Below are 23,569 nucleotides of genomic sequence, written 5' to 3' on the forward strand. Positions count from 1 at the left end.
GCTCCTACCGTTCGATGTCGCAGGGGCCCGCCGCGGCGGACACGCAGGTCTGGATGAGGACGCCCGGTTCGGCCTCGGTGATCTCGCCGGTGCGCAGGTCGCGGACGGCGCCCGCCTTGAGCGGCGTGACACAGCCGAAGCAGATGCCCATGCGGCACCCGGAGGGCATGAGCACGCCGGCCTCCTCGCCGATGTCCAGCAACGGTGTGGCGCCGTCCGCGTCGACGGTCTTGCCGGTGGCGCTGAACGTGACCTCGCCGCCGTCGCCGGTGACGACGATGCCGGGGCGGAAGCGTTCGGTGTGCAGGCGCTCTTGCACGCCGTGCTCGGTCCAGTGCTCTTCGGCGGCGTCGAGCAGGCCCGCGGGCCCGCAGGCCCAGGTCTCGCGCTCGGCCCAGTCGGGCACGAGTTCGTCGAGACGGGCGATGTCGAGCTGGCCGCCCGTGTCGGTGTGTACCTCGGTGAGCCGCAGCTTCTTGTCCGCGACCAGGTCGTGCAGTTCGTCGCGGAAGATCACGTCTTGCGGCTGTGGCGCGCAGTGGACCATGACGACGTCGTCGAACTCGGTGTCGCGCAGCATGCCCATCACGGGCGTGATGCCGCTGCCGGCCGTCAGGTAGAGCACCTTGGCGGGCTTGGCCTGCGGCAGCACGAAGTCACCGGTCGCCTGGTCGAGCTGGATCAGCGTGCCCGGTTTCGTTCTGCGGACCAGGTGGTTGCTGACCTTGCCGTCCGGGATCGCCTTCACGGTGATCGTGACGCGGCCGTCCTGGCGGTCTGTCGGCGAGGTGACCGAGTAGGCACGCCACAGGCGCACTCCGTCGACGTCGACCCCGATCCGCACGTACTGACCGGCCGTGTGACCGCGCCAGCCCCGTCCCGGCCTGATCACGATGGTCGCGGCGTCACCCGTCTCGGGGTGCACGGCCTCGATGCGCCCACGCAGGTCAGCGCCCGCACGCAGCGGGCTGACCAGGTCGAGGTAGTCCGACGGCAGCAGCGGCGTCGTGACCATCTCCAGCAGTTTCCACGCTCTGCTGCGGAGGGCTGTACTCGTCATGACTCCAGCCTGCTGCGCCGCAAGGCGTAAAGTCCTGACCGCAGGACGTAAATCTGGTCGGCTGAATTGTTCGCAGGGAACAAAACATGGGGCATGCAGTTCGGAGGGCCAGCGAACTGGCCCTGGATGAGACGACGGTCACCGCACTTCGGGCCGCCCTGAAGACAACCGCGGACGAGGTCGTCGAGGCGATCATCGACGAGGTCCCTCCCTACGCCAACGCCCTTTCGGGCCGCATGGGCGCCACCATCCGCCGAGCTGTCCGCACCGCCCTGGGGCACTACCTGGACCTCGCGAGCGGGAACGCCACAGGCGGCGACGCCGGTGACGCGGCCTACGAGCTGGGTCGCGGTGAGGTGCGCGACGGCCGTTCGATGGACGCCCTGCTCAGCGCCTACCGCGTCGGCGCCCGCGTGGCCTGGCGATGCCTGGCAGCGGGTGCCGTACCCGCGGGTCTGCCCGCCGCCGAGGTCGCCAAGTTCGCCGAGCTGACCTTCGCCTACATCGACGAGCTCTCCGCCGCGAGCGCCGCGGGCCACGCCGACGAACTGACCGCCCGGGGCAGGGACCACGAGCGCCACCTGGAACACCTGGCCCGCGACCTCCTCGCCGGCGCGAGCCCGGACGTGCTGCTGGCCTCTGCTCAACGGGCCGGGTGGCAGCCTCCGGTTTCGCTGACCGCGGTCCTGCTGCCCGCCGCCCAGACCCGGCCCGCCTACCGCGCGCTCGACCCGAGCACCCTCGTCCTCGACGATCTGCCGGACGCCAGCGGTGTGCTGCTCGTCCCCGATGCCGACCGGTCACATCTCTTGCGGCAGCTGACCGACCGCACCGCCGTGGTCGGCCCGGCCCGGCCATGGATTCGTGCGTCCGCCTCGTACGCACGAGCCGTACGCGCGCGCTCCCTCTCCTCCGATATCCGCGACACCGAGGACCACCTGCCCGAGCTGGTGCTGAGCGCCGACGTGGACGCGTTCGCGGACCTGCGTGCCCGAGCCCTCGCACCGTTGCGGACCTTGCCTGTCGCGACCGCACGGCGGCTGGAGGAGACCTTGCGGGAGTGGCTGCTGCACCAGGGCAGGCGGGACGAGGTGGCGGCGGCGTTGTTCGTCCATCCCCAGACGGTCCGGTACCGGATGTCGCAGCTGCGGGAGCTGTTTCCGGATCTCGCATCGCCACACCGGGTCCTTGAACTGACGCTGGCGGTCGGTCTTCGGGTCGGCTGACGCGTACGTCGACCGTCCACGACCGCGTCCGCGAGCGGTCCAGGAATCGTGCCTCGTTCTCGGTGCCGTCAGCCGGCTCGCGCGGCCCGGGGACGAGCGGTGTCAGCCGGCTGAGACCGGGGGTTGATGTGAAGACCGGACACGGCCTCGGGAAGCCCGCCGGGGGCGCTGTCCTGACACGAGCTGACCCACGGGCGCGCGGCGGGCTGGAGCTGGGTGACCGGCGGGGCAGCCGGGCCAGGTCACCAGGAACGGGGGGCCGGGCCGCTCGCGCCGGGGACCACCGTGGTTCTGCGACGGCCCCGCGCCTCCCTTCCCCCAGGCCGACGGGACAACCGACCGGGCCGGCCCGGCACACCGCGCGAGGGATGATGGGGGATGAAATGACGGAACGTGAGGTCAGGAGCTTGCATGGCGCAGCGGGTTCACCGACCCCGTGAGGACGCGGAGTTCAATTTCATCCTCGGGATGAGCCGAGTCCCGGTCCTCGCATACTTCACCGGGACATGGCCCAAGGCGATCGAGCCCTGCCGGGTGATGGACCTCGTCGTGGGTGGCATCGCCGACGACTACACGGGCCGCCTGACGGCCGTCCGCGCCGACATCACGCGTTGTCCGGCCGCAACCGAGCGATACGGGATCACCGGAGCCCCGTCCTACGTCCTGCTGAAGGAGGGAGAGGCGGTGGCGCACGGCGCGGGGCCCATGACCACCGCCGAGATGCTGAAGTTCCTGGACGGCCACCTCTGAGCGGCCGCCAACGCAGATGCAATGGTTCTGGAACTGGATCGGCCGCACGCAGGAGGAGATCCAGCAGGCCCGCATGGACTGGATGACCGGCACCCGCTTCGGCGAGGTGAAGGGGTACGACGGCGATCCGTTGCCCGCGCTGACCTACTGGCGGGGCGAACAGCCGTCCCGCCGGAGTGTCTGGCCGATGTGGTGGGCCAGGGCACGAGGGTCCTGCGCGTGTGCGAGATGGCCCTGGCCGGGCATGGTGACGACGCGGGAGCGGACGGTGCCGGTGTGCCGCGCCGCCGTCTCCAGTGCGACAAGCCCGCCGAAGCTCCAGCCGAACAGGTCCGCCCCCTGCTCCGCGCCCTCGACGGTGACGATCTCGGTGAGGACGTGGTCCAGGTCGTCGATCTCGGTGTGCATCGAGTTGAACGTCCAGTGCGGACTCCCCTTCTGGGCCTGGAGACCGGTGGCGAGTCATGGGGGTGACGGTGGTAGCCGAGCCGGACGAGGGTTTGGACTGTAGGTATAGTGATTGGACAGACAGTCTGAAGCGAGGGGCGGGAATGATGGACGGCAAGTCGGCCCCGGACGCCGAACGCGACGCGATCATCGCGGCGTTGGTGCCCGTGGTCGACGGGATCGCGGTGACGTTCGGGCCGGTGTGTGAGGTGGTGTTGCACGACTACCGGCAGCCGGAGAAGTCGGTGGTCGCCGTATCCGGAGCACTGACCGGGCGGTCGGTGGGCGGGGCGATGAGTGAGATCGGGCTGCGGATGCTGGCGCGCGGGGACGAGGCCGTCGACGAGCTGAACTACCTCACCCGGACCAGGGGCGGGCAACAGCTGAAGTCGTCCACGATGGTGCTGCGGGACTCCGCGGGCGCGGTGTTCGGCGCGCTCTGCGTCAACGTCGACGTGACCGCCGTACAGCAGGCGCAGGCGCTGCTCGCCGGGATCGGCGGGGGCGCTGCGGCCCAGGCGCCGGCCACCACCACCTTCGGCAACGACATCGACTCCGTCGTGGAGGCCATCGTCGACGCCCATCAGCTGCGGCGGGGTCGGACCTGGGTCCAACTCGACCGTGCGCAGCGGCTGGAGCTGTTCGGCAGTCTCGACGAGCACGGGGTGTTCGCCGTGCGCCGGGCCATCGAGCAGGTCGCCGCCCGGCTCGGCATTTCCCGGGCCTCCGCCTACAGCTACCTCGCCCAGGCGCGTGCCGCGACCGGCACCCCCGTCACTTCCGATCCCGCTTCCGATGGAGGAGCCGCGTGACCACCACCCCGCCCATCACCCTCGACGACGTCCTCGGCGCCGCCGCCCAGATCAAGGGCGTCGCGCACCGCACACCGGTGCTGCGTTCGCGCACCCTCGATCAACTCGTCGGCGCCGAGGTGCACTTGAAGTGCGAGAACTTCCAGCGGATCGGCGCCTTCAAGTTCCGCGGCGCCTACAACGCGGCCTCCCGGCTGACCCCCGAGCAACTCGCGCGCGGCATCGCCGCCTACTCCTCCGGCAACCACGCCCAGGCCGTCGCCCTCGCAGCCCGCGAACTCGGCACCACCGCGGTGATCCTCATGCCCGAGGACGTCCCGGCCTCGAAGCGGGCCGCCACCGAGGGATACGGCGCCGAGGTCGTCACGTACGACCGTTACAGCGGCGACCGGGTCGCCATCGGCGAGGCCCTGGCCGCCGAGCGTGGACTCTCCCTCATCCCGCCCTACGAGCATCCGCACGTCATGGCGGGACAGGGCACGGCGGCACTCGAACTCGTCGAGGAGGTGGGGGAGTTGGACGCCGTGCTGGTGCCCGTGGGCGGCGGCGGGCTGATCGCCGGGACGGCCACCGCCGTCAAGGGGCTGCACCCGCGCACCCGCGTGATCGGCGTCGAACCGGAGGCCGGCGACGACACCAAGCGGTCCCTGGAGGCGGGCCGGCGCGTCTCCATCCCGGTGCCGCGCACCATCGCCGACGGGCAAGCGGCCGATACGCCCGGCGAGTTGACGTTCTCCGTGAACCAACGGCTGGTCGACGGGATCGCGTTGGTCAGCGATGAGGAGATCAAGGACGCGATGCGCTTCGCCTTCGAGCGGCTGAAGATCGTCGTCGAACCCAGCGGTGCCACCCCGCTGGCCGCGCTCCTCGCCGGGCGCGCGGGCCAACTCCCGAGCCGGGTGGGGATGATCGTCTCGGGCGGGAACATCGACAGCGAGCGGTTCGCCGCGCTGTGCGCGAGCGGTCCGTCCTGAACGTGCCCAAGTCGGCCTGTGCGTCCCGGCGTTGGCGTGCTTCCGGTGCGCGAACGCAGGGGACGGCCCGCACCTGACGGTTCCCCCGAATGGCGCTCCCGGGTGGACAGGCAGAGGATGGGGTGGTGGGGCACGGCCCCCGCCGGAGCATCGGTGCCGTCGTGGCCGCCGGGAGACGGAGACCGGCCCCGGCCGCGCTGTGCGTGGCCGGAACGGAGGCAGCCGTCATGCTGGAAGTGAAGACGGTCGACAAGCCGGACGAGCGACGGGACTTTCCCCGCGGCCACCTCGAAGCCGTCCACCTGAGCGGACTCGACTTCGCCGTGGGCACCTTCGAACCGGGCTGGCGCTGGTCCGAGTCCGTGGCACCGATCGCGGGAACCGAGAGTTGCCAGGTCCACCACAACGGTTACGTGGTCCAAGGGCGCATGCATCTCCGCATGGACGACGGAGGCGAGGGCGAAGTCGGCCCCGGCGACGTCTTCGTCTGCCCGCCCGGACACGACGCATGGGTCGTCGGCGATGAACAGGTGATCGTGTACGACTTCGCCGGTGGCATGGCCACGGACTACGCGAAGGCCAAGTGACCGATCCGTACGCGCCCGGCGGCACCGCACCCGCCGGGCGCGTACGTCATGCCCCGTACGGGACGACCCGCCCCTCGGCGTACGCGACCGCCTCGGCGTGCCCGAACAGCCCGGGCAGCCCGCCCGTGTGCACGAACACGGTCCGTTCGCCCGGCCTGATGTCGCCGTCCCGGACGGCCGCGATCAGGCCGGCCATCGCGCGTCCCGTGTACGTCGGGTCGAGGACGAGCCCGGCGGTACGGGCGGCGAGGGTGAGGGCCTCGGCGGTGGGTGCGGTCAGCGTGGCGTAGCCGCCGCCGATCTGGTCCCGTCGTACCCGTAGTCCCTCGGGTGAGGGCAGTCCCGCGAACTCGCTTACAGCGGGGGCCGGTTCGGGCAGTGCGCCCACGTCGACCCCGAGGACCGCCTCCGCCCCGAGCGAGACCACCAGCCCCGCCATCGTGCCGCCCGAGCCGAGCGCGACGACGGCGGTACGGAGATCGGGGAGCTGTCGGCGCAACTCCTCGCCGCAGCGCACGTAGCCGCGCGCGCCGAGCGCGCTGGACCCGCCGAACGGGATCAGCGCCGGCCTGGCGCCCGACTTGCGCAGTTGCTCGCAGACCTCGGCCGCAGCCTGGTCAAGTCCCGCCTGGTCCACGTCGCCCGCCCAGGCGATCCGGGCACCGAAGAGGCCGTCGAGGGCGAGGTTCCCCGAGCGCGACACACCCGGCGATCCGCGCAGCGCCAGCACCACGTCCAGGCCCAGCCGCGCTCCGGCGGCCGCGGTCAGACGGGCGTGGTTGCTCTGCGGGGCGCCGGTCGTGACCAGGGTGTCCGCTCCCTCGGCGAGCGCGGCGCCCACGGTCCACTCCAGCTTGCGGATCTTGTTGCCGCCGCCTCCGAGGCCGGTCAGGTCGTCGCGCTTGATCCACAGGTCGTCCGGGCCGAGCCCGATCGCGGTGGCGAGTCTCGGGGCCGGTTCGACGGGGGTGGGGAAGGTGGCCAGTTCCACGTGCGGGGCGCTGTGCGGGTCGCTCATGGTGTCCATCATCGCGCGTTTCAGTGGTCGATCCGCTGGTGGGCTTGCCCCTGGAAACCGATCGGTTTACTGTGGCCTGCGCGAGGAAATCGATCGGTTTCCCGCTCTCTTCGTCTCAGCTCAGGAGATCCCATGACGAACATCGAAGGTTCCGTCGTCCTCGTCACCGGCGGCAGCCGTGGCATCGGCCGGGCGCTGGTCGAGGCGCTGTACGAGCGCGGCGCCAAGAAGGTCTACGCCACCGCCCGCGACCCGAAGACCGTCACGCACCCGGACGCCGTGCCGCTGGCACTGGAGGTCAGCGACCCCGCCTCCGTCGCGGCGGCGGCCGAACAGGCGCAGGACGTCACGATCCTGATCAACAACGCGGGCGCGTCCGTGAATGCGAACTTCCTGGACTCGCCCGTCGAGGACATCCGCCGCGAGTTCGAGACCAACTTCTACGGCCCGCTCCTCGTTACGCGTGCCTTCGTGCCGATCATCGAGCGCAACGGCGGCGGCCACATCCTCAACTTCCACTCCGTGCTGTCCTGGATCGGTGTCGCCGGCTCGTACAGCGCGTCCAAGGCCGCCTTCTGGTCGCAGACCAACTCCCTGCGCCTGGACCTGAAGCCGCGCGGCATCGAGGTCACCGGACTGCACGTCGGCTACGTCGACACCGACATGGCCGCACACGTCGACGCGCCCAAGTCCACTCCCGAGAGCGTGGCCGCGCAGGCCCTCGACGGCATCGAGGCCGGCGCCTTCGAGGTATTGGCCGACGACCTGACCCGCCAGGTCAAGGCCGGGCTCTCCGCCGAAGGCGGCGCCCTGTACCCGCAGTTGGCCGCCTGACCGGACCGCCAGGAATCAGATCGGCAGCAACCGGCCGACCAGCGCGCTGAGTTGCTGCGCGTTCCGGCACTCGTGCATCTCGACCAGCTCCGCGTAATCGGGGGCGGCCGAGTCGCCGGTGCCCCACTGCGCGCGCTGCTCGGGGTTCAACCAGTAGACGCGGCGGGCCCGTTGGGTGATCTGCCGGACGGCCGGGAGGTTCGGGTCGCTCATGTTGGTGCGGGCGTCACCGAGCACGAACACGGTCGTACGCGGGCCGACCGCGTCGCCGTACCGCTCCGCGAACTCGCCCAGGGCGACGCCGTAGTCGCTGCTTCCGTGCCAGCCGGTGAGGGTGGCCTCGTCGCGGATGCGGGTGCCGAGGCCCTCTGGGTCGGCCGTGCCGTGCACGAGCAGCGGGGTCACCTCGTCGAGGCGGTTGACGAAGGCGAACACGCGCACCTTGCTGAACTGGTCGTGCAGCGCCTGCACCAGCAGCATCGTGAAGTCGGAGAAGCCCGACACCGAGCCCGACACATCGCACAGCAGCACCAGTTCGGGCCGGACCGGCCGGCGCCGGCGCAGCACCGGCCGCATCGGCACCCCGCCCGTGGACAGTGAGCCGCGCAGGGTGCGGCGGAGGTCGATCGTGCCCCGGGAGGCGCGGCGGCGGCGCGCGGCGAGACGGGTGGCCAGCTTGCGGGCCAGCGGCTGAACCGCCCTGCGCAGTTCGGCCAGTTGGGCCCGTCCGGCGAACAGGAAGTCGACGCGGTCGGCCGTCGGCGCGATCGCGCGCCGGGCGATCTCGTCCCGGCCGCGCCGCTCGGCGACCCGGCGCCGCGCCTCCACGGCGACCTGCCGCCGGAAGCCCTCGATGCGCTGCCGGATCTCGTCGTCGAGCAGCCGGTCGGTGAACCCGGACCGGCCGCCGCCCTCCGCCCGGATGCTCGTACGCACCCGGGCCAGCAGCGTCTGCGGACGCAGCCGGTCCAGGGTCTGGTACGACGACCAGCCGTCCGACGAGGGAGAGTTGCCGTAGCCGCCGAATCCGTCGACGGCCTCCGCCGCCAACTGCCCCATCAGGGCCTGGTCGTTGGCGGCGAGCGCTGCCGCGAGCCGGTCGCGGAGGTCCTCGCGGTCGGCGGCGGGCTCACCCTGGGGTGCCCCGACGCCGTGCGGGAAGTAGAGGTCGAAGACCGGGTCGAACACCGGGCGTTGGCCCGTGCCGTGCAGCAGTGTCGCGGCCAGTCCCTCGCGGAGCAGCTCGCGGTCCGCGAACCCGAGCGCTTCCATCGCCTGCGCCGCGTCCACGGTCTCACCCGTGCCGATGCGCAGACCGTGCGCGCGCAGCGCCCCGACGAGGCCCGTCAGCCGCTCGGTGACACCGGCGGCGGTCACACGGCATCCAGGTCGAGCTTCGCGGCCGCTCTGAGGATGTCGTCCTGGTGCTTGAGGAGTACGCCGAGGGTGTCCCGTACGACCGTCTCGTCGAGGGTTTCGGCGCCGAGCGCCAGGAGGGTGCGGGCCCAGTCGATGGTCTCGGCCACCGACGGCACCTTCCGCAGCTCCATCTCCCGCAGCGCCCCGACCACCCGGACCACCGACTCGGCCAGCGCCGCACCGAGGCCCGGGACCTTCAGCCGTACGATGCGGCGCTCCAACTCCTCGTCGGGGAAGCCGATATGGAGGAACAGGCAGCGGCGGCGGAGGGCCTCGGAGAGTTCGCGGCTCGCGTTCGAGGTGAGGACCACGAAGGGGCGGCGGGTCGCGGTGATCGTGCCCAGCTCCGGGACGGTGACCTGGAAGTCGCTGAGTATCTCCAGCAGCAGACCCTCCACCTCGACGTCCGCCTTGTCGGTCTCGTCGATCAGCAGGACCTTCGGGTCGTCGCCGCGGATCGCCGTGAGCAGCGGGCGGGGGAGCAGGAACTCCTCGCTGAAGATGTCGGTGCGGGTCTCGTCCCAGCTCTCGTCGCGGCCCGCGCTGATGCGCAGCAGCTGCTTGGCGTGGTTCCACTCGTACAGCGCCCGGGACTCGTCGACACCCTCGTAGCACTGGAGCCGGATCAGCCGCGCGCCGGCGACCTCGGCGACGGCCTTGGCCAGCTCCGTCTTGCCGACACCGGCCGGGCCCTCGACGAGGAGCGGCTTGCCGAGGCGGTCGGCGAGGAAGACGGTCGTGGCGACCGCGGGTGACGCCAGATAGCCGGTCTCGGCGAGGCGTGCGGCGACTTCGTCGACGGAACGGAACACGGGGCCTCCGGCGGATCGCGGGTGGTACGTCGGTGCGCGGCAACATATCTAAGCGCTTGTTCACCTTCACTGTCACCCGGGATCAGGTGCCTGCGCAAGCTCGTACACCGATCGGTTTCCTCTTGGCTCCCGGCGCGGTAACCTCGGAGTATGGCCACGACAGACAAGGCGTCACCCCGGGACCGGTTGCTCGATGCGGCGGCCGAGCTGTTCTATCGCGATGGCGTTTCCATCGGCGTGGAGGCGCTGTGCAAGTCCGCCGGGGTCTCGAAGCGGTCGATGTACCAGCTCTTCGACAGCAAGGACGAGGTGCTCGCCGCGAGCCTGGAGCGGCGTGCGCCTGGGTACGCGGCGCGGCTCGCGCCCGGTCCGGACGACGCCGGCACGCCGCGCGAGCGCATCCTGTACGTCTTCGGACAGGCGGAGAGGTCGTCGACGGAGGCCGGCTATCTGGGCTGTCCCTTCCTCGCCACGATGGTCGAGCTGAAGGACCCCGAGCATCCGGCGAGCATCGTGGCCCGTGCGGCCAAGGAGAAGCTGCAGGATGCCTTCCGGGACCAGGCCGAGCTGGGGGGCGCGCGTGATCCGGTGCTGCTGGCACGCCAGTTGATGCTGATCTTCGATGGGGCGAGTGCCCGCGCCGGTGCGAAGCTGGAGTCCCTGGACGGGTTGACCGTGGAGACCGTGCGGACGTTGCTGGATGCGGCGGGGGTTGCCTGAGCGTCGGGAGGCGTCGTCGCCCTTCGGGGCGCTGCCGAAGCGCGCAAAAGAAGGGGCAGACGCCGTAGCGCCTGCCCCCGACCGCAATGCCTGTCGTACTCACGCGGCCAGCGTCACCGCCTCCACCGCCGGTGTGCGCAGCACCCGGCGTGCCGTCAGCAGGCTCGTGCCCAGCGTCACCGTCGCCGCCACCGCTACGACCGTCAGCCAGATTCCCAGCCCCTGGTGCGGGAGGACCGCGTCCGTGCGGACCATGGTGAACGGGATGATGCCCGCCAGTGCGGCCGCCGTGCCGGACAGGATGCCGGTGATCGTGAGGATCGCCGTCTCCGTGGCGACCGTGCGCAGCACCTGACCCGGAGTCGCACCCGCCAGGCGCTGTCCGCCGAACTCGCGGGAGCGGTAAGTCGTCGCCGCGTAGAGCGAGTTGACCAGCATCACGCAGACGAAGACCACGATGATGCCGACGACCGTGAAGTTGAGGGTCTCCAGGTTCTTCGCGTCCACCGACTTCTTCAGGCCCGAAGCGTTCACCGCGTCGCTCTCCACGGCCTGCATGTACAGCGTCGCCGTGGACACCGCGGTGAACAGGATCAGCGACATCAGGATCCCGGCGAGCTGGTCGGTCCGCTCGCGCAGATTGCGCACGGCCAACCACCCGCTCGCGCCCGTCAGTTGGAGCCGGTCGAGCAGGCCCTTCAGCAGGCGTGGTGCCAGCAGGGCGAGGCCGACCGAGAGCAGGATCGCGCCGTACGCCGGGGCTGCCATCAGTGCGGCGTCCGTAGCCGAGAAGGCGAAGGTCGCCGTCACCGACACCACACCCGCGACCATCGCACCGTAGGCGAGGAACGTCCGCGCCCGGCCCTGCCGCCGCTGCCCGCGCGTCGCCCGTCGTACGGCCAGGAACGCGGCGCCCGCCGACGCCAACAGCGTGATGCCCAGGCCCGATTGGAGGGCGAAGGGGCCGAAGGAGTAGTCGACGGACCGGGCGACCTGACCGCTGTCCTTGAACGCCCCGAGCAGGGCCCGGCCGCCGAGCATCGCGGGACCGACGGCGAGGATCGCACCCAGCAGGGCGACGGCCACCGCCTCACCCACGACCATCCGCTTCAGCTGCGCCGGGGTCGCCCCCGAGCAGCGCAGGGTCTCCAACTCCCCTGACCGTTGGCGGACGTTGACGGTCAGCGTCGACGCCACGGCGAAGAACACCAGCAGGGTGCCGTAACCCCCGACGACACTCGCCGACGTGGACAGCGTGTCGGCGCTGACCGAGTCGACGCCGTGCCGATTCGCCGTGTCCTGAAGGGAGTTGAACGTCATGATGATCGCCGCGCCCAGGAACGCGGCCAGCAGGGTCGCCAGGAACCGTCCCGGCCGCTGCCGGATCGAACGCATCGCCAGTACGAACATCGCTCACACCCCCGCCGTCACGTCGTCGCCCAGGTGCGCGAGCCGCTCGGCGACCGCGTCGACGGTCGGCGCGTGCATCCGCCCGGCGAGCCGGCCGTCCGCGAGGAACACCACCGAGTCGGCGTACGAGGCCGCGACCGGGTCGTGCGTCACCATCACCACGGTCCGGCCGTGCACCCGCACCGCCTCCCGCAACAGCAGCAGCACACCCCGCGCGCTGCGCGTGTCCAGGGCACCGGTCGGCTCGTCCGCGAAGATCACCCGGGGCTCGGTGACCAGCGCGCGGGCGATGGCGACCCGCTGCCGCTGACCGCCGGAGAGCTGGTCGGGACGGTGGCCGAGCCGGTCGCCGAGACCGACCGAGGTCAGCACCTCCTGGGCCCGCCGCCGGTCGACGCGCCGCCCCGCGAGCTTCAGCGGCAGCACGGTGTTCTGCGCGACGGTGAGCGTGTCGAGGAGGTTGTACTGCTGGAACACGAACCCGATCCGACTGCGCCGGAACCGCGTCAGCTCCGCCTCGCTCCCGCCCGTCATCTCCGCGCCGTCGACCATCACGATCCCGCTGTCCGGCCGGTCGAGCCCCGCCGCGCACTGCAACAGCGTCGACTTTCCGGAACCCGACGGCCCCATCACCGCCGTGAACGTGCCGCGCTCCAGGCTCAGCGTGACCCCGTCCAGAGCGGTCACGGCGCTGTCGTCACGGCCGTAGGTCCTGCTCACCTTGACCAGCCGCAGCGCCTCGGCGGCGGGTCCCTTGTCGTGCGTCCGTCGTGCGGTGCGAAACATCGCCGTCACCCTCCGTGCGGCACGCCCTGTGCCTCACCAACGACGCTACGGAGAACGCCGGTTGCGCACATTGGGCGCAGAACCCGTATCGCGGGGTGTACTCAGCGACACCCCCACGCTCCTCGTCGGGGCCGTCGTCCTCGGGAGCCCGCGCGGACTCGGCGTCGGCCCGCGACGCACCACCGGCGGCGACGGAGGCACCCTGATGACGGACCAGCAGTCTTCATCGCCTCCTTCTCCACCCGCTGGAGCCCCTGACCGAAACCCCTGACCGACGCCCGTACGGGTCACCAGAACGCGCCACCCAAGGCCCCGCCCGATGCAATGGACCTGTGACCGCGCCCCCGGACGACTGCCTCGCCCGCAACGAGTGGATCTGCGGCGAGTACCTGAGCACCCGCCGCCACATCCTCGTCGACGCGGTCGTCCAGCACCTCCAGCTCACCTCGATCTCGGTGCTGATCGGCCTGGCGATCGCGCTTCCGCTCGCGGTGGTGGCCCGCCGCTGGGGCTGGGCCGCGGGACCGGTGCTCGGGGTGACGACGATCCTCTACACGATCCCGTCCCTCGCGATGTTCTCGCTGCTCCTGCCCGTCTACGGCCTCTCGGCCACCCTCGTCGTCGCCGGGCTCGTCCTCTACTCGCTCACCCTGCTGGTCCGGAACATCCTGGCCGGCCTGCGCGCCGTACCCGAGGAGACCCGACAGGCCGCACGCGGCATGGGCTACGGTCCGATCCGCCTCCTTCTCACCGTGGAACTGCCCCTCGCGCTCCCCGCCGCGATGGCAGGCCTCCGCATCGCCACCGTCTCGGCGGTCTCGCTGGTCACGGTCGGTGCGATCGTCGGCTTCGGGGGACTCGGCAACCTCATCTACGCGGGCATGAACACCTACTTCAAGGCACAGGTGCTCACCGCGTCCGTGCTGTGCGTGGTGATCGCGATCGTCGCCGACCTGCTCCTCCTGCTGGTGCAACGGCTGATCACCCCCTGGACGAGGGCGGTGCGCGGATGAACACCCTGACCGACGCCTGGCACTGGCTCACCGACTCCGCCCACTGGTCAGGCGACGACGGCATCTGGCACCGGCTCGCGCAGCACCTCGTCCTCACGGTCGTCTGCCTCGTCATCAGCTGTCTGATCGCGTTGCCGATCGCCCTCGTCCTGGGCCATCTCGGCAAGGGTGGCGCGCTCGCCGTGAACATCTCCAACATCGGCCGCGCGGTACCCACCTTCGCCGTCCTGGTCCTGCTGCTCCTGACCCCGATCGGCAAGTGGGGCGAGGGGCCCACGGTCGTCGCCCTGGTCCTGTTCGCCGTACCGCCGCTGCTCACCAACGCGTACGTCGGCATGCGCGAGGTCGACCGCGATGTGGTACGGGCCGCGCGCGGCATGGGGATGACCGGGCCGCAGATGCTGTTCCGCGTCGAACTGCCGCTCTCCCTCCCGTTGTTGATGAACGGCGTACGGATCGCGGCTGTCCAGCTCGTCGCCACCGCCACGATCGCCGCACTCGCGGGCGGCGGTGGACTCGGCCGGATCATCACGGCCGGCTTCAACCTCGCCAACACCGCACAGGTGGTGGCCGGGGCCGTGCTCGTCGCGGTGTTCGCGCTGCTTGTCGAGGGTGTCTTCGAGGTCGCCGAACGGCTGGCGCCCCGGTGGGCGGGGAGAGCGCGATGAAGCGACTGCGACCGCGACTGCGGTGCATGGCCGTGGCCGGCCTCCTCCTGGTCACCGGTTGCTCTACCGGCCCGTCCCTGGAGAACCAGAGCGCCGTCACCGCGCCACCCGGCGACAGCCACCACCTGACCATCGGCTCGGCCGGATTCACCGAGAGCGACCTGCTTGCCCAGATGTACGCGCTCCTGCTGAAGCAAGCCGGCTACAAGACGTCCCTGCTCACCGTCGCCAACCGCGAACTCTACGAACCCGCCCTGGAATCGGGGCAGATCGACGTCGTCCCCGAGTACGCGGCCACCTTCGCCGACTGGCTCAACGCCAAGACCAACGGCCCCGACGCACCGGCCGTCGGCTCACCCGACCTCGCCACCACGATGAAGGCACTCCGCCGACTGGCCACGCCCCGCGGCCTCACCGTCCTCGACCCCGGCAAGGCGGTCGACCAGAACGCCTTCGCCGTGGCCCGCTCGTACGCCAAGAAGTACCACCTCAAGACTCTCAGCGACCTCGGCGCCTCGGGACTGAAGGTGCGGCTCGCGGCGGGCGACGAGTGCGTTCAACGGCCGTACTGCGAACCGGGGTTGAAGAAGACCTACGGCATCGACATCACCGCCGTCGACCCGAAGGGCGTCGGCACGACCCAGGCCAAGAGCGCGGTGCAGAACGGCCAGGACCAGATGGTGCTGACCACGACCACCGACGCCACTCTCGACCAGTTCGGCCTGGTCCTCCTCACCGACGACAAGCACCTCCAGAACGCCGACTACGTCGTCCCAGTTGTCAACCGCTCACGGGCGGGGAGCGAGGGCGTGACCAAGGCGCTGGGGAAACTCAATGACGTGCTTACTACGGCCGACCTCGCCTCCATGAACCAACAGGTCGACAGCTGGCGGCGGTTGGCGCAGGACGTGGCACGGACGTATCTGAAGGACAAGGGCTTGCTGAAGTGAGGCAGAGGCAGGGGCAGAGACAGGGGCAGGGGCATTGTCAGTGGTGGCTTGTACCTTTCGGGCATGGGTGTCTATCTGGTCGATGTCGGTGTGGGGGAGTGGCTGAGTGAGGACACAGGGGAAGGGGGGATGGGTGCGATCGCCAAGGGGCTCGACGCGGAGCTTGCCCGGCGTGGGCTGCCGCCGTACGCGTCCGTGCCCGAGCGGGACTTCGGGTCGGCGTTCGAGGAGAAGCTGAGCCCGTCCATGCAGGGGTTCGACGCGCTGTGCCGTGCCCGGCTGACGCCTGCCGAGCATGAGTTGATCGGCGGCTGGTCGGTGCTGGTGCCGGTCTCGCTCGACGAGGAGATACGGCTGCCGATCGGCTCCGCGTACACGGACGAGACGGTGATCGCGGGCGCACCCCAGGTGCTGGCCCTCGCCGAGCGACTGGCCGCGGCGCTTGAACTGCCCGTCGGGATACCGGAGATGACGGGAAACCTGGCCCTCACCTTCTGGTTCCTGGAGGGAGAAGCAGAGGAGTTCGCCGCCATCCACCCCGGCCGCTGGAGCGAGGACCTGGACACGGCCTTCTACGTGGCCCTTTATCTGCGCGCCGCCCAGCACGCGCTCCGGCAGGGCTGCCCCCTCACCTACTCCTGAGCCGCCGAGCGACCCTCACGCGTCCGCCACCGAGTCGAAGTCCACCTGTCCCCGGGGCACCCCGAGCGCGTCCGCGTCCACGGACCGCCGTAGCGCCTCGTGCAGTTTCGCCGGAGTCAGGACGCCGAGGAAGCGTGCCCCGTCCAGCACGGCGACCCACCCGGCGTCGTGCTGGAGCATCACGCCGAACGCCTGCTTCAAGGGGGCGCCCACCGGTACCCACGCGTTCATGCGGTGGGCGAGTTCGCCGACCGTGCCGCCCGCGGTGAGTTCGTCGGCCTTGACCCAGCCCTGCAGTTCGCCGTGTTCGTCGAGGACCACCGCCCATCTGGCGCCTTCCACCCGCAGCCGGTCGGCGGCCCGCTGTGCCTGTTCGTCCACGCGGGCGACCGGCGGTTGTTCCAGGTCGTCGGGCTCGATCTCCGTCACCGACAGCCGTTTCAGACCCCGGTCCGCGCCCACGAACTCGGCGACGTACGGCGTAGCCGGCGTGCCGAGCACCGCGCCGGGGGTGTCGTACTGCTCGATCCGGCCCTGCCCGTAGACGGCGATACGGTCGCCGAGCCGTACCGCCTCCTCGATGTCGTGCGTGACCAGCAGCACCGTCTTGCGCACGGCGGCCTGCATCCGCAGGAACTCGTCCTGCAACTGCTCCCGCACCACCGGGTCTACCGCGCCGAACGGCTCGTCCATCAGCAGTACCGGCGGATCGGCGGCCAGCGCCCGTGCCACACCGACGCGCTGCCGCTGCCCACCCGACAGCTGCTCCGGATAGCGCGGCCCGTACGTCTTCGGGTCAAGGCCCACCAGATCGAGCAGCTCGGCGGCCCGGGCCCGCGCCTTCGCCCGCTTCCAGCCGACCAGGGACGGCACGGTCGCCGTGTTGTCGAGGACCGTGCGGTGCGGGAAGAGGCCCACCTGCTGGATGACGTAACCGATACGGCGGCGCAGTTGGACAGGGTCGACAGTGGCGATGTCCTCGCCGTTCACGAAGATCCGGCCGGAGGTGGGCTCGATGAGGCGGTTGACCATCATCATGGTCGTCGTCTTGCCGCAGCCGGACGGGCCCACCAGCGTGACGAGTTCGCCCTCGTTCACCTCGAAGGACAGTCCGTCCACGGCCGTCGTACCGTCCGGGTACCGCTTGCTGACCTGCTCGAACCGGATCATGTCCTCACGCTAACGGCGCCGGTCCGCCGCCGCCCTTCAACAGCGTCCCACCGGCTGGTGACGCGGACACGCAGACCCTGGAATGATCCGGAGCACCTCCATCTCCCGGCGGGCCGAAGGGACAGCGGCATGAACGACGGAGTCGACGGTACGGCCCGCGACGGAAGGCTGCGCCGCCGCACGTTGCTCACCACGGCGGCCGCGCTGAGCGTCGTCCCCGCGGCGATGGCGGGAGGCAACGGCGGCGGAGGAACCGCCTCGGCCGGCACCACGGTGTCGGGCCTGACCGTGGAACACCGCACGGACCCGCTCGGCGTCGACGCGGCACACCCGAGATTCGGCTGGCGCACGGCGTCGGCCGCGCGGGGTCGCCGCCAGTCGGCGTACCGGATCAAGGTCGCCACCGCGCCCCGGTACCTGACCCACGGCAGCGCCGACGTCTGGGACAGCGGCCGCGTCGACTCGGCGGACTCGGTCGCCGTCCGCTACTCCGGCCCCGCACTGCGCGCCTCGACCCGCTACCACTGGACGGTGACGGTGTGGGACGAGCACGGCCGTGCCGTCACCGCCGCACCCACCGCCCACTTCGAGACCGGCCTGCTCAGCACCGACGGCGTCACCGGCTGGGACGGCGCGCAGTGGATCGGCATGGCGGGCAAGCGCCCGAACACCGCCGGCGCACCCCTCCTGCGCGGCCAGACCGCACTGACGGGCGGGCAGGTCACCGAGGCCCGGCTGTACGTCTCCGCACTCGGCGTGTACGACGCCTACGTCAACGGCCGCCGCGTCTCCGTGCCCCAGGGCGACGGCACCACGTACGAGTTCCTGCCCCCGGGCTGGACCAACTACGACACCACCGTCAACTACTTCACCTACGACGTCACGGACCTGCTCGTGGACCCGGCACAGGTCACCCTCGCCGCCGTGCTCGGCAACGGCTGGTACAACGGCCGCATCGCCGAGAACAGCACCCACTACTCGGCCGACGGCAACCCCCTGGCCCTCAAGGCGAAACTCCTCGTCCAGTACGCCGACGGCTCCACCCAGACGATCGTCACCGCCCCCGGCGAAGACTGGCGAGCCACCGACACCGGCCCCTACCGCACCGACGACATCTACGACGGCCAGCTCTACGACGCCCGCAAGGAACTCCCCGGCTGGTCGGAGAACGGCTTCGACGCCTCGGCCTGGTCGGCCGTCGAGGCACAAGACCCTTTCCCCGACGCCCAGTTGGTCGCCTATCCCGGCGAGAGCGCCCGCCTGATGCCCGAGTGGGACCGCAAGCCGCAGTCCGTCACCGTCTACACGGGAGTCACAGGCGTTTCGGGAGCTACGGGCTTCGCGGGCGAGGACGGCGGCGCCAACGGCAAGGGCCGTATCGTCGTCGACCCCGCCCGCACGGTCACCGACCCCGTACGGGCGTCCACCGTCTCCGTCACCCTGCACCCCGGCGACACCGCCGTCATCGACCTCGGCCAGAACCTGGTCGGCGTGCCCCGCTACACCCTGCGTGGCCCGGCGGGCGCCCAAGTCGCCTTCAAACCGGGGGAGATGCTCAACGACGACAGCCCCGGCGCCGACGGACCCGCGGGCTCGGTCTACCGAGCGAACCTCCGCACCGCCGAAGCCACCAGCACCTACATCCTCAAGGGCGACCCGGCGGGCGAGACCCATCAGGACTCGCTGACGTTCTACGGCTTCCGGTACGTCTCCGTCACCACGACCGAGACCGTCACCCTCGTCGACCTCACGGGCAGGGTCGCCACCTCGGCCCTCCACGACATCGGCACCATCACCACCGACGACGCGGACGTCAACCAGCTGATCAGCAACGTCCGTTGGGGCCAGCGCGGCAACTACCTCTGGATCCCCACCGACTGCCCGCAACGCGACGAACGCCTCGGCTGGACCGGCGACACCCAGCTCTTCTCCAACACCGGCCTGTACAACACCGACGCGGTCCCCTTCCTCGGCCACTTCCAGGACACGCTGATCGACTCACAGCACAACTACGGTGCGGGGAAAGCCCAGTACCCGTGGGTCGCCCCCGGCCACCGCTTCAGCCAGCCGCTCCCGGCCAGCGGCTGGGCGGACTGCGGGGTCGTCGTGCCGTGGACGGTGTGGCAGATGTCCGGCGACACCACGATCATCGACCGCAGCTGGGCGTCGATGACCAAGTACCTGGACTGGATCCGGAGCCGCACCGGCGACACCCACGCCGGCCAGGGCGCGATCTTCGGCGACTGGCTCGCCTTCCAGATCACCAGCACCCAGCTCATCAGCGACGTCTACTACGGCTACAGCGCCCGCCTCATGGCCGACATGGCCCGCGCCACCGGCCGCACCGCCGAAGCCGCCACCTACAAGCGGCTGTTCACCCACATCAAACGGGCCTTCATCACCAAGTACTTCGTCACCGACGCCCTGACCGGACAGCTGACGGTCCGGTCGAGCCTCGGCGACCCACCGCCCCACACCCCCGGCAACAGCGCCGGAAAGACCGAGGACGACACCCAGACCGCCCTGCTCTGGATCCTCAAACTCGGCTTCTACGAAACGGAGTCGCAGCACCGCCAACTGGTCACCCTGCTCACCGACAACATCGGCAACAGCCCGGCCTACAAGGCGGCCCACCCCGACAGCACCCGCGTGGAGTACCCGGAGAACACCCTCGCCGTGGGCTTCCTCGGCGTCAACGTCATCGCCCCCGTCCTGACCGACGAGGGCCGCGTCGACCTCGCGTACAGCCTCCTCCACCAGAACGCGATGCCGTCCTGGCTGTACTCGGTGGCCAACGGCGCCACCACGGTCTGGGAGCGCTGGAACTCGTACTCGAAGCAGGACGGCTTCGGCCCGGTCGACATGAACTCGTTCAACCACTACGCCTACGGCGCGATCATGGAGTGGATGTACGAGAGCATGGCCGGCATCGCCAAGGACCCCGAACACCCGGGCTTCCAGCACTTTTTCCTCCGGCCCCACACCGACCCGACCGGCAGGATCACGAAGGTGCGCGGCTCACACGTCTCTCCCTACGGCGAGATCGTCAGCGAATGGACCGCGAGGGACGGGAAGTTGACGTACCGGGCAGTCGTCCCCGCCAACAGCACGGCGACCCTGCGCATCCCCACCACCGACCCGTCGACCGTCCACGAGGACAAGCGGCCCCTGGCCGAGGCGCTGGGCGTACAGTTCCTCGGCTTCACGGACGGCACAGCCTCCTACCAACTGCCGTCAGGCACCTACGAGTTGACCTCCACGCTCGCCTGACCGCCCACCAGTACCACCTCCAGGGTGCGGGGACCGTGCACCCCCTCGACCCGGTCCAGCTCGATGTCACTGGTCGCGGAGGGACCGGAGATCCAGGTCAACGGGCGTGCCGGGTCTAGGTGTTGGAGCGCCTGCGGAACCGACGACACCACCTGGTCCGGCACCCGTACGACACAGATGTGGTGATCGGGTACGAGCGTGATCCGGCGACGGCCCTGGTCCGGGCCGCCGTCCAGGACGATGGTCCCGGTCTCGGCGACGGCCACCGCACACGCCGTGACCACGCTGTCGACCCGGTCCAGCTCGGCCGGGGTGCTCTCGGCCCGGTCCGCGACCTGTTCGACGTCGGCCGCCGCGAGCCAGGAAGGCTCAAGACCTGGCGGTACGACGACGGTCTTCGAGCCCCGCTCGGCGAGCAACCCGGTGATCACGGCGGCCAGTTCGGCCTCCGCGCACCGGTGCACGAGCGCCCGGTAGTCGGCCAGGTTCTCGGCGAGCAGATCGACCGTCTGCTCGACACTCCGGTCCCCGTGCTCGCGCAGATAACCGCGCTCGAAAGCCTGGTCGTAGGGCGTGTCGTCCTTCGGCACATCCGCGAGCGCGCGCTCCACGCGGCCCAGGATCCGTTCCCTGCTGCTCACTTGGCCTCGTCCTTTCCACCGTGCGTGCGCTGCCACCAGTCGCGGAACGGCTCCGCCGGTACAGCGGGCAGATCCCGGGTACCGCTCCACGCCTTGCCGGGGCCGGGCAGGGTCCGTGGATGGAAGCGCCGGGTGCGCGACGCGAGCCGCTGGCCGGTGCGCAGGGCGCCCGGGTGGGTGAACGTCCAGCGGGCCGCCCGCATCGCCGCCCGCTCGGCGGCATGGCCCTTGGCGGGTTGCAGGACGACCTTGTTGCCCTCGCGGGTCACCGGCCCGCCCTCCACGATCCGCTCCCGCAGATGCACCAGCACCTCGGGGATGTCGATGGCGACCGGGCACACCTCGTAGCAGGCACCGCACAGCGACGAGGCGTACGGCAGCGAGGCGTCGATCTCGCTTGCGGTGCCCCGGAGTTGGGGGCTGAGGATCGCGCCGATCGGGCCCGGGTAGACCGAGCCGTAGGCGTGACCGCCGGCCCGCTCGTACACCGGGCAGACGTTCAGGCAGGCCGAGCAGCGGATGCAGCGCAGGGCCTGGCGGCCGACCTCGTCGGCGAGGGTGTCGGTGCGGCCGTTGTCGAGCAGGACCAGGTGGAAGGTGCGCGGCCCGTCCCCGTCCGTCGTACCCGTCCACGTGCTGGTGTACGGGTTCATGCGCTCGGCGGTCGAGGAGCGGGGGAGGGTCTGCAGGAACACCTCCAGGTCCTGCCAGGTGGGCACGATCTTCTCGATGCCGACGACCGAGATCAGGGTCTCGGGGAGGGTGAGGCACATCCGGCCGTTCCCCTCGGACTCGACGACGACGAGTGTGCCGGTGTCCGCGACCATGAAGTTGGCGCCGGAGACGCCGACTTTGGCCCGCAGGAACTTCTCGCGGAGGTGGAGGCGGGCGGCCTCGGCGAGTTCGGCGGGCGTGTCGGTCAGCCCCTCCGGGGCCGGGCGGCCCCACTCGCTCATCTCGCGGGCGAAGATCTCCCGGATCTCACCGCGGTTGCGGTGGATCGCGGGGACCAGGATGTGCGAGGGGCGGTCCTTGCCCAACTGCACGATGAGTTCGGCGAGATCGGTCTCGTAGGCGCGGATGCCCGCCGCCTCCAGGGCTTCGTTGAGCCCGATCTCCTGCGTGGCCATCGACTTGACCTTCACGACCTCCGACTCGCCCGTCTCCTTGACGAGTTGAGTCACGATCCGGTTGGCCTCGTCCGCGTCGGCGGCCCAGTGGACGATGCCGCCCGCCGCCGTCACCGACTCCTCCAACTGGACCAGATACCGGTCGAGATGACGGAGGGTGTGGTCCTTGATCTGCTTGCCGGCCTCGCGCAGGGCGGCCCAGTCGGACAACTCCGCCACGGCCTTGGCCCGTTTGGCGCGGATCGTGTGGGTGGCGTGGCGCAGATTCCCGCGCAGGGTCTGGTTGTTGACGGCCTCGTGGGCGGCCACGGGGAAGGCCGGGAACGCGGGCATTCCGACGAAGGTGCCGCTCATGCGCCCGTCTCCTCTTCCGTCTCGGTCGCGGCCAGGATCTCCGCGATGTGCACCGGCCGCATCTCGGTGTGGAGCCGGGCCATCGTGCCGCCGATGTGCATGAGGCAGGAGTTGTCCGCCGCGCACAGCACGTCGGCACCCGTCGACTCGGCGTTGCGCACCTTGTCGGCGCCCATCGCCGCCGAGACATCGGAGTTCTTCACGGCGAACGTCCCGCCGAACCCGCAGCACTCGTCGGCACCGGGCAGCTCGACCAACTCCAGCCCCTTGACGGCCTGGAGGAGCTTCAGCGGCCGGTCACCGAGTCCCAGGCTGCGCAGCCCGTGGCAGGTGGGGTGGTAGGTCACCTTGTGCGGGTAGTAGGCCCCGACGTCCGTCACCCCGAGCACGTCCACGAGGAACTCGGTCAGCTCGTACGTCTTCGGCACCACCGGCGCCAACGTGGCCGCGAGGGTGTCCCCGCGCCCCTCGGCCCGGGCCCGCTCACCCATGCGCGGATACAGCTCCCGCACCATCGCCCCGCACGACCCGGACGGCGTGACGATCGCCTCGTACTCCCCGAAGACATCGGAGAAATGCCGGGCGAGCGGTTCGGCCTCATGGCGGTAACCGGTGTTGTAGTGCGCCTGCCCGCAGCAGGTCTGGGCCATCGGGAAGTCGACCTCGACGCCCAGCCTGGTCAGCAGTTTCACCACGGCGCGCCCGGTGTCCGGATAGAGCGTGTCGTTGACGCAAGTCAGGAACAGGGCGACACGCATCGCGGCTCCTTAGTGGTCGATCATCGGATGGATGCAGCGTAGTCGGAGGTCACCGTCTCGGGGAGCCCCCAGTTCATCGTGCGGCGAGCCGAGCTTCTGAATCGGAGTCATCGGGCTC

23 protein-coding genes and 1 pseudogene are annotated in these 23,569 nt (G+C 70.6%); 13 read left to right on the forward strand and 11 right to left on the reverse strand.

Translation table 11 applies throughout. The features are described from left to right. Positions 1–4: 4 nt before the first annotated feature. Positions 5–1,060 carry a ferredoxin reductase gene (locus OG496_RS48430; RefSeq protein ID WP_405975439.1) on the reverse strand — a complete coding sequence of 352 codons (1,056 nt, stop codon included), beginning with the start codon at positions 1,058–1,060 and terminating at the stop codon, positions 5–7. 86 nt (positions 1,061–1,146) lie between these two features. Here OG496_RS48430 and OG496_RS48435 point away from each other — a divergent pair, with 86 nt between their 5' ends. The 3 genes and pseudogenes from OG496_RS48435 to OG496_RS48445 form a co-directional block, all read left to right on the forward strand. Beyond that, on the forward strand, positions 1,147–2,286 hold the full coding sequence (locus OG496_RS48435) for a PucR family transcriptional regulator (RefSeq protein WP_405975440.1): 1,140 nt from the start codon (positions 1,147–1,149) through the stop codon (positions 2,284–2,286). Positions 2,287–2,697: 411 nt separating this feature from the next. Then, the gene (locus OG496_RS48440; RefSeq protein WP_405975441.1) at positions 2,698–3,036 is read left to right on the forward strand and encodes a thioredoxin family protein; all 339 of its coding nucleotides are present in this window, start codon (positions 2,698–2,700) and stop codon (positions 3,034–3,036) included. Between the two features lie 25 nt (positions 3,037–3,061). After that, positions 3,062–3,175, forward strand: a pseudogene (locus OG496_RS48445) (pirin family protein); the annotation flags it as partial. 5 nt (positions 3,176–3,180) lie between these two features. Here OG496_RS48445 and OG496_RS48450 read toward each other — a convergent pair. Further along, positions 3,181–3,444 carry a hypothetical protein gene (locus OG496_RS48450; protein WP_405976898.1) on the reverse strand — a complete coding sequence of 88 codons (264 nt, stop codon included), beginning with the start codon at positions 3,442–3,444 and terminating at the stop codon, positions 3,181–3,183. Positions 3,445–3,590: 146 nt separating this feature from the next. On the opposite strand from OG496_RS48450, the gene OG496_RS48455 reads away from it, so the two are divergent. The 3 genes from OG496_RS48455 (at position 3,591) to OG496_RS48465 (ending at position 5,856) form a co-directional block, all read left to right on the forward strand. Then, the gene (locus OG496_RS48455; protein WP_405976851.1) at positions 3,591–4,295 is read left to right on the forward strand and encodes a transcriptional regulator; all 705 of its coding nucleotides are present in this window, start codon (positions 3,591–3,593) and stop codon (positions 4,293–4,295) included. Then, the gene (locus tag OG496_RS48460) at positions 4,292–5,269 is read left to right on the forward strand and encodes a pyridoxal-phosphate dependent enzyme (protein ID WP_405975442.1); all 978 of its coding nucleotides are present in this window, start codon (positions 4,292–4,294) and stop codon (positions 5,267–5,269) included. Before OG496_RS48455 ends, OG496_RS48460 begins: the two co-directional genes overlap by 4 nt. Positions 5,270–5,496: 227 nt before the next feature. Beyond that, the gene (locus OG496_RS48465) at positions 5,497–5,856 is read left to right on the forward strand and encodes a cupin domain-containing protein (protein WP_366491688.1); all 360 of its coding nucleotides are present in this window, start codon (positions 5,497–5,499) and stop codon (positions 5,854–5,856) included. A 46-nt stretch (positions 5,857–5,902) separates the two neighbouring features. On the opposite strand, the gene OG496_RS48470 is transcribed toward OG496_RS48465, so the two are convergent. Further along, positions 5,903–6,886 carry a D-cysteine desulfhydrase family protein gene (locus OG496_RS48470; RefSeq protein ID WP_405975443.1) on the reverse strand — a complete coding sequence of 328 codons (984 nt, stop codon included), beginning with the start codon at positions 6,884–6,886 and terminating at the stop codon, positions 5,903–5,905. A gap of 120 nt (positions 6,887–7,006) precedes the next feature. On the opposite strand from OG496_RS48470, the gene OG496_RS48475 reads away from it, so the two are divergent. Continuing rightward, entirely contained in the window at positions 7,007–7,708 is a 702-nt protein-coding gene (locus tag OG496_RS48475) for an SDR family oxidoreductase (protein WP_405975444.1), read from the forward strand. Between the two features lie 15 nt (positions 7,709–7,723). Here OG496_RS48475 and OG496_RS48480 read toward each other — a convergent pair whose 3' ends face one another. Together OG496_RS48480 and OG496_RS48485 are read right to left on the reverse strand one after the other, a co-directional pair. Further along, positions 7,724–9,085: a vWA domain-containing protein gene (locus OG496_RS48480; protein WP_405975445.1), complete on the reverse strand. Its 1,362-nt coding sequence runs from the start codon at positions 9,083–9,085 to the stop codon at positions 7,724–7,726. Continuing rightward, positions 9,082–9,939 carry an AAA family ATPase gene (locus OG496_RS48485; protein WP_405975446.1) on the reverse strand — a complete coding sequence of 286 codons (858 nt, stop codon included), beginning with the start codon at positions 9,937–9,939 and terminating at the stop codon, positions 9,082–9,084. The genes OG496_RS48480 and OG496_RS48485 overlap by 4 nt, the downstream gene beginning before the upstream one ends. 150 nt (positions 9,940–10,089) lie before the next feature. Between OG496_RS48485 and OG496_RS48490 the strand changes: the two genes are divergently transcribed. Then, positions 10,090–10,659 (forward strand): TetR/AcrR family transcriptional regulator, encoded by a 570-nt coding sequence (locus OG496_RS48490; RefSeq protein ID WP_405975447.1) that lies wholly within the window; start codon positions 10,090–10,092, stop codon positions 10,657–10,659. 99 nt (positions 10,660–10,758) lie between these two features. Here the strand turns inward: OG496_RS48490 and OG496_RS48495 are convergent, their stop codons facing one another. Together OG496_RS48495 and OG496_RS48500 are read right to left on the reverse strand one after the other, a co-directional pair. After that, positions 10,759–12,069, reverse strand: a complete 1,311-nt coding sequence (locus OG496_RS48495; RefSeq protein WP_405975448.1) for an FtsX-like permease family protein — start codon at positions 12,067–12,069, stop codon at positions 10,759–10,761. Positions 12,070–12,072: 3 nt separating this feature from the next. Further along, positions 12,073–12,855, reverse strand: a complete 783-nt coding sequence (locus OG496_RS48500; protein WP_405975449.1) for an ABC transporter ATP-binding protein — start codon at positions 12,853–12,855, stop codon at positions 12,073–12,075. A 332-nt stretch (positions 12,856–13,187) separates the two neighbouring features. On the opposite strand from OG496_RS48500, the gene OG496_RS48505 reads away from it, so the two are divergent. The 4 genes from OG496_RS48505 to OG496_RS48520 all read left to right on the forward strand — a co-directional run bounded on the left by OG496_RS48505 (position 13,188) and on the right by OG496_RS48520 (position 16,128). Further along, the gene (locus tag OG496_RS48505) at positions 13,188–13,868 is read left to right on the forward strand and encodes an ABC transporter permease (RefSeq protein ID WP_327399454.1); all 681 of its coding nucleotides are present in this window, start codon (positions 13,188–13,190) and stop codon (positions 13,866–13,868) included. Beyond that, complete coding sequence (locus tag OG496_RS48510; protein ID WP_405975450.1) at positions 13,865–14,536, forward strand: ABC transporter permease; 672 nt, start codon at positions 13,865–13,867, stop codon at positions 14,534–14,536. Before OG496_RS48505 ends, OG496_RS48510 begins: the two co-directional genes overlap by 4 nt. 26 nt (positions 14,537–14,562) lie before the next feature. Next, on the forward strand, positions 14,563–15,486 hold the full coding sequence (locus OG496_RS48515) for an ABC transporter substrate-binding protein (RefSeq protein WP_405976852.1): 924 nt from the start codon (positions 14,563–14,565) through the stop codon (positions 15,484–15,486). A gap of 63 nt (positions 15,487–15,549) precedes the next feature. Further along, a complete protein-coding gene (locus OG496_RS48520; protein WP_405975451.1) occupies positions 15,550–16,128 on the forward strand; it encodes a hypothetical protein in 579 nt (192 codons plus the stop codon). A gap of 15 nt (positions 16,129–16,143) precedes the next feature. Here OG496_RS48520 and OG496_RS48525 read toward each other — a convergent pair whose 3' ends face one another. Beyond that, positions 16,144–17,298 carry a betaine/proline/choline family ABC transporter ATP-binding protein gene (locus OG496_RS48525; RefSeq protein ID WP_405975452.1) on the reverse strand — a complete coding sequence of 385 codons (1,155 nt, stop codon included), beginning with the start codon at positions 17,296–17,298 and terminating at the stop codon, positions 16,144–16,146. Positions 17,299–17,427: 129 nt separating this feature from the next. Here OG496_RS48525 and OG496_RS48530 point away from each other — a divergent pair, with 129 nt between their 5' ends. Next, positions 17,428–20,568, forward strand: coding sequence for a family 78 glycoside hydrolase catalytic domain (locus OG496_RS48530; RefSeq protein ID WP_405975453.1), 3,141 nt, complete (start codon positions 17,428–17,430; stop codon positions 20,566–20,568). On the opposite strand, the gene OG496_RS48535 is transcribed toward OG496_RS48530, so the two are convergent. Genes OG496_RS48535 through OG496_RS48545 form a run of 3 tightly spaced genes read right to left on the reverse strand, consistent with a single transcriptional unit; the run spans position 20,541 to position 23,451 of the window. After that, on the reverse strand, positions 20,541–21,209 hold the full coding sequence (locus OG496_RS48535) for a lactate utilization protein C (protein WP_405975454.1): 669 nt from the start codon (positions 21,207–21,209) through the stop codon (positions 20,541–20,543). The genes OG496_RS48530 and OG496_RS48535 overlap by 28 nt on opposite strands. Beyond that, positions 21,206–22,693 carry a LutB/LldF family L-lactate oxidation iron-sulfur protein gene (locus OG496_RS48540; RefSeq protein ID WP_405975455.1) on the reverse strand — a complete coding sequence of 496 codons (1,488 nt, stop codon included), beginning with the start codon at positions 22,691–22,693 and terminating at the stop codon, positions 21,206–21,208. The genes OG496_RS48535 and OG496_RS48540 overlap by 4 nt, the downstream gene beginning before the upstream one ends. Next, positions 22,690–23,451 (reverse strand): (Fe-S)-binding protein, encoded by a 762-nt coding sequence (locus OG496_RS48545; protein WP_405975456.1) that lies wholly within the window; start codon positions 23,449–23,451, stop codon positions 22,690–22,692. The genes OG496_RS48540 and OG496_RS48545 overlap by 4 nt, the downstream gene beginning before the upstream one ends. Positions 23,452–23,569 lie beyond the last annotated feature (118 nt).

Source organism: Streptomyces sp. NBC_00988 (assembly GCF_045162645.1).
Classification (GTDB): domain Bacteria; phylum Actinomycetota; class Actinomycetes; order Streptomycetales; family Streptomycetaceae; genus Streptomyces.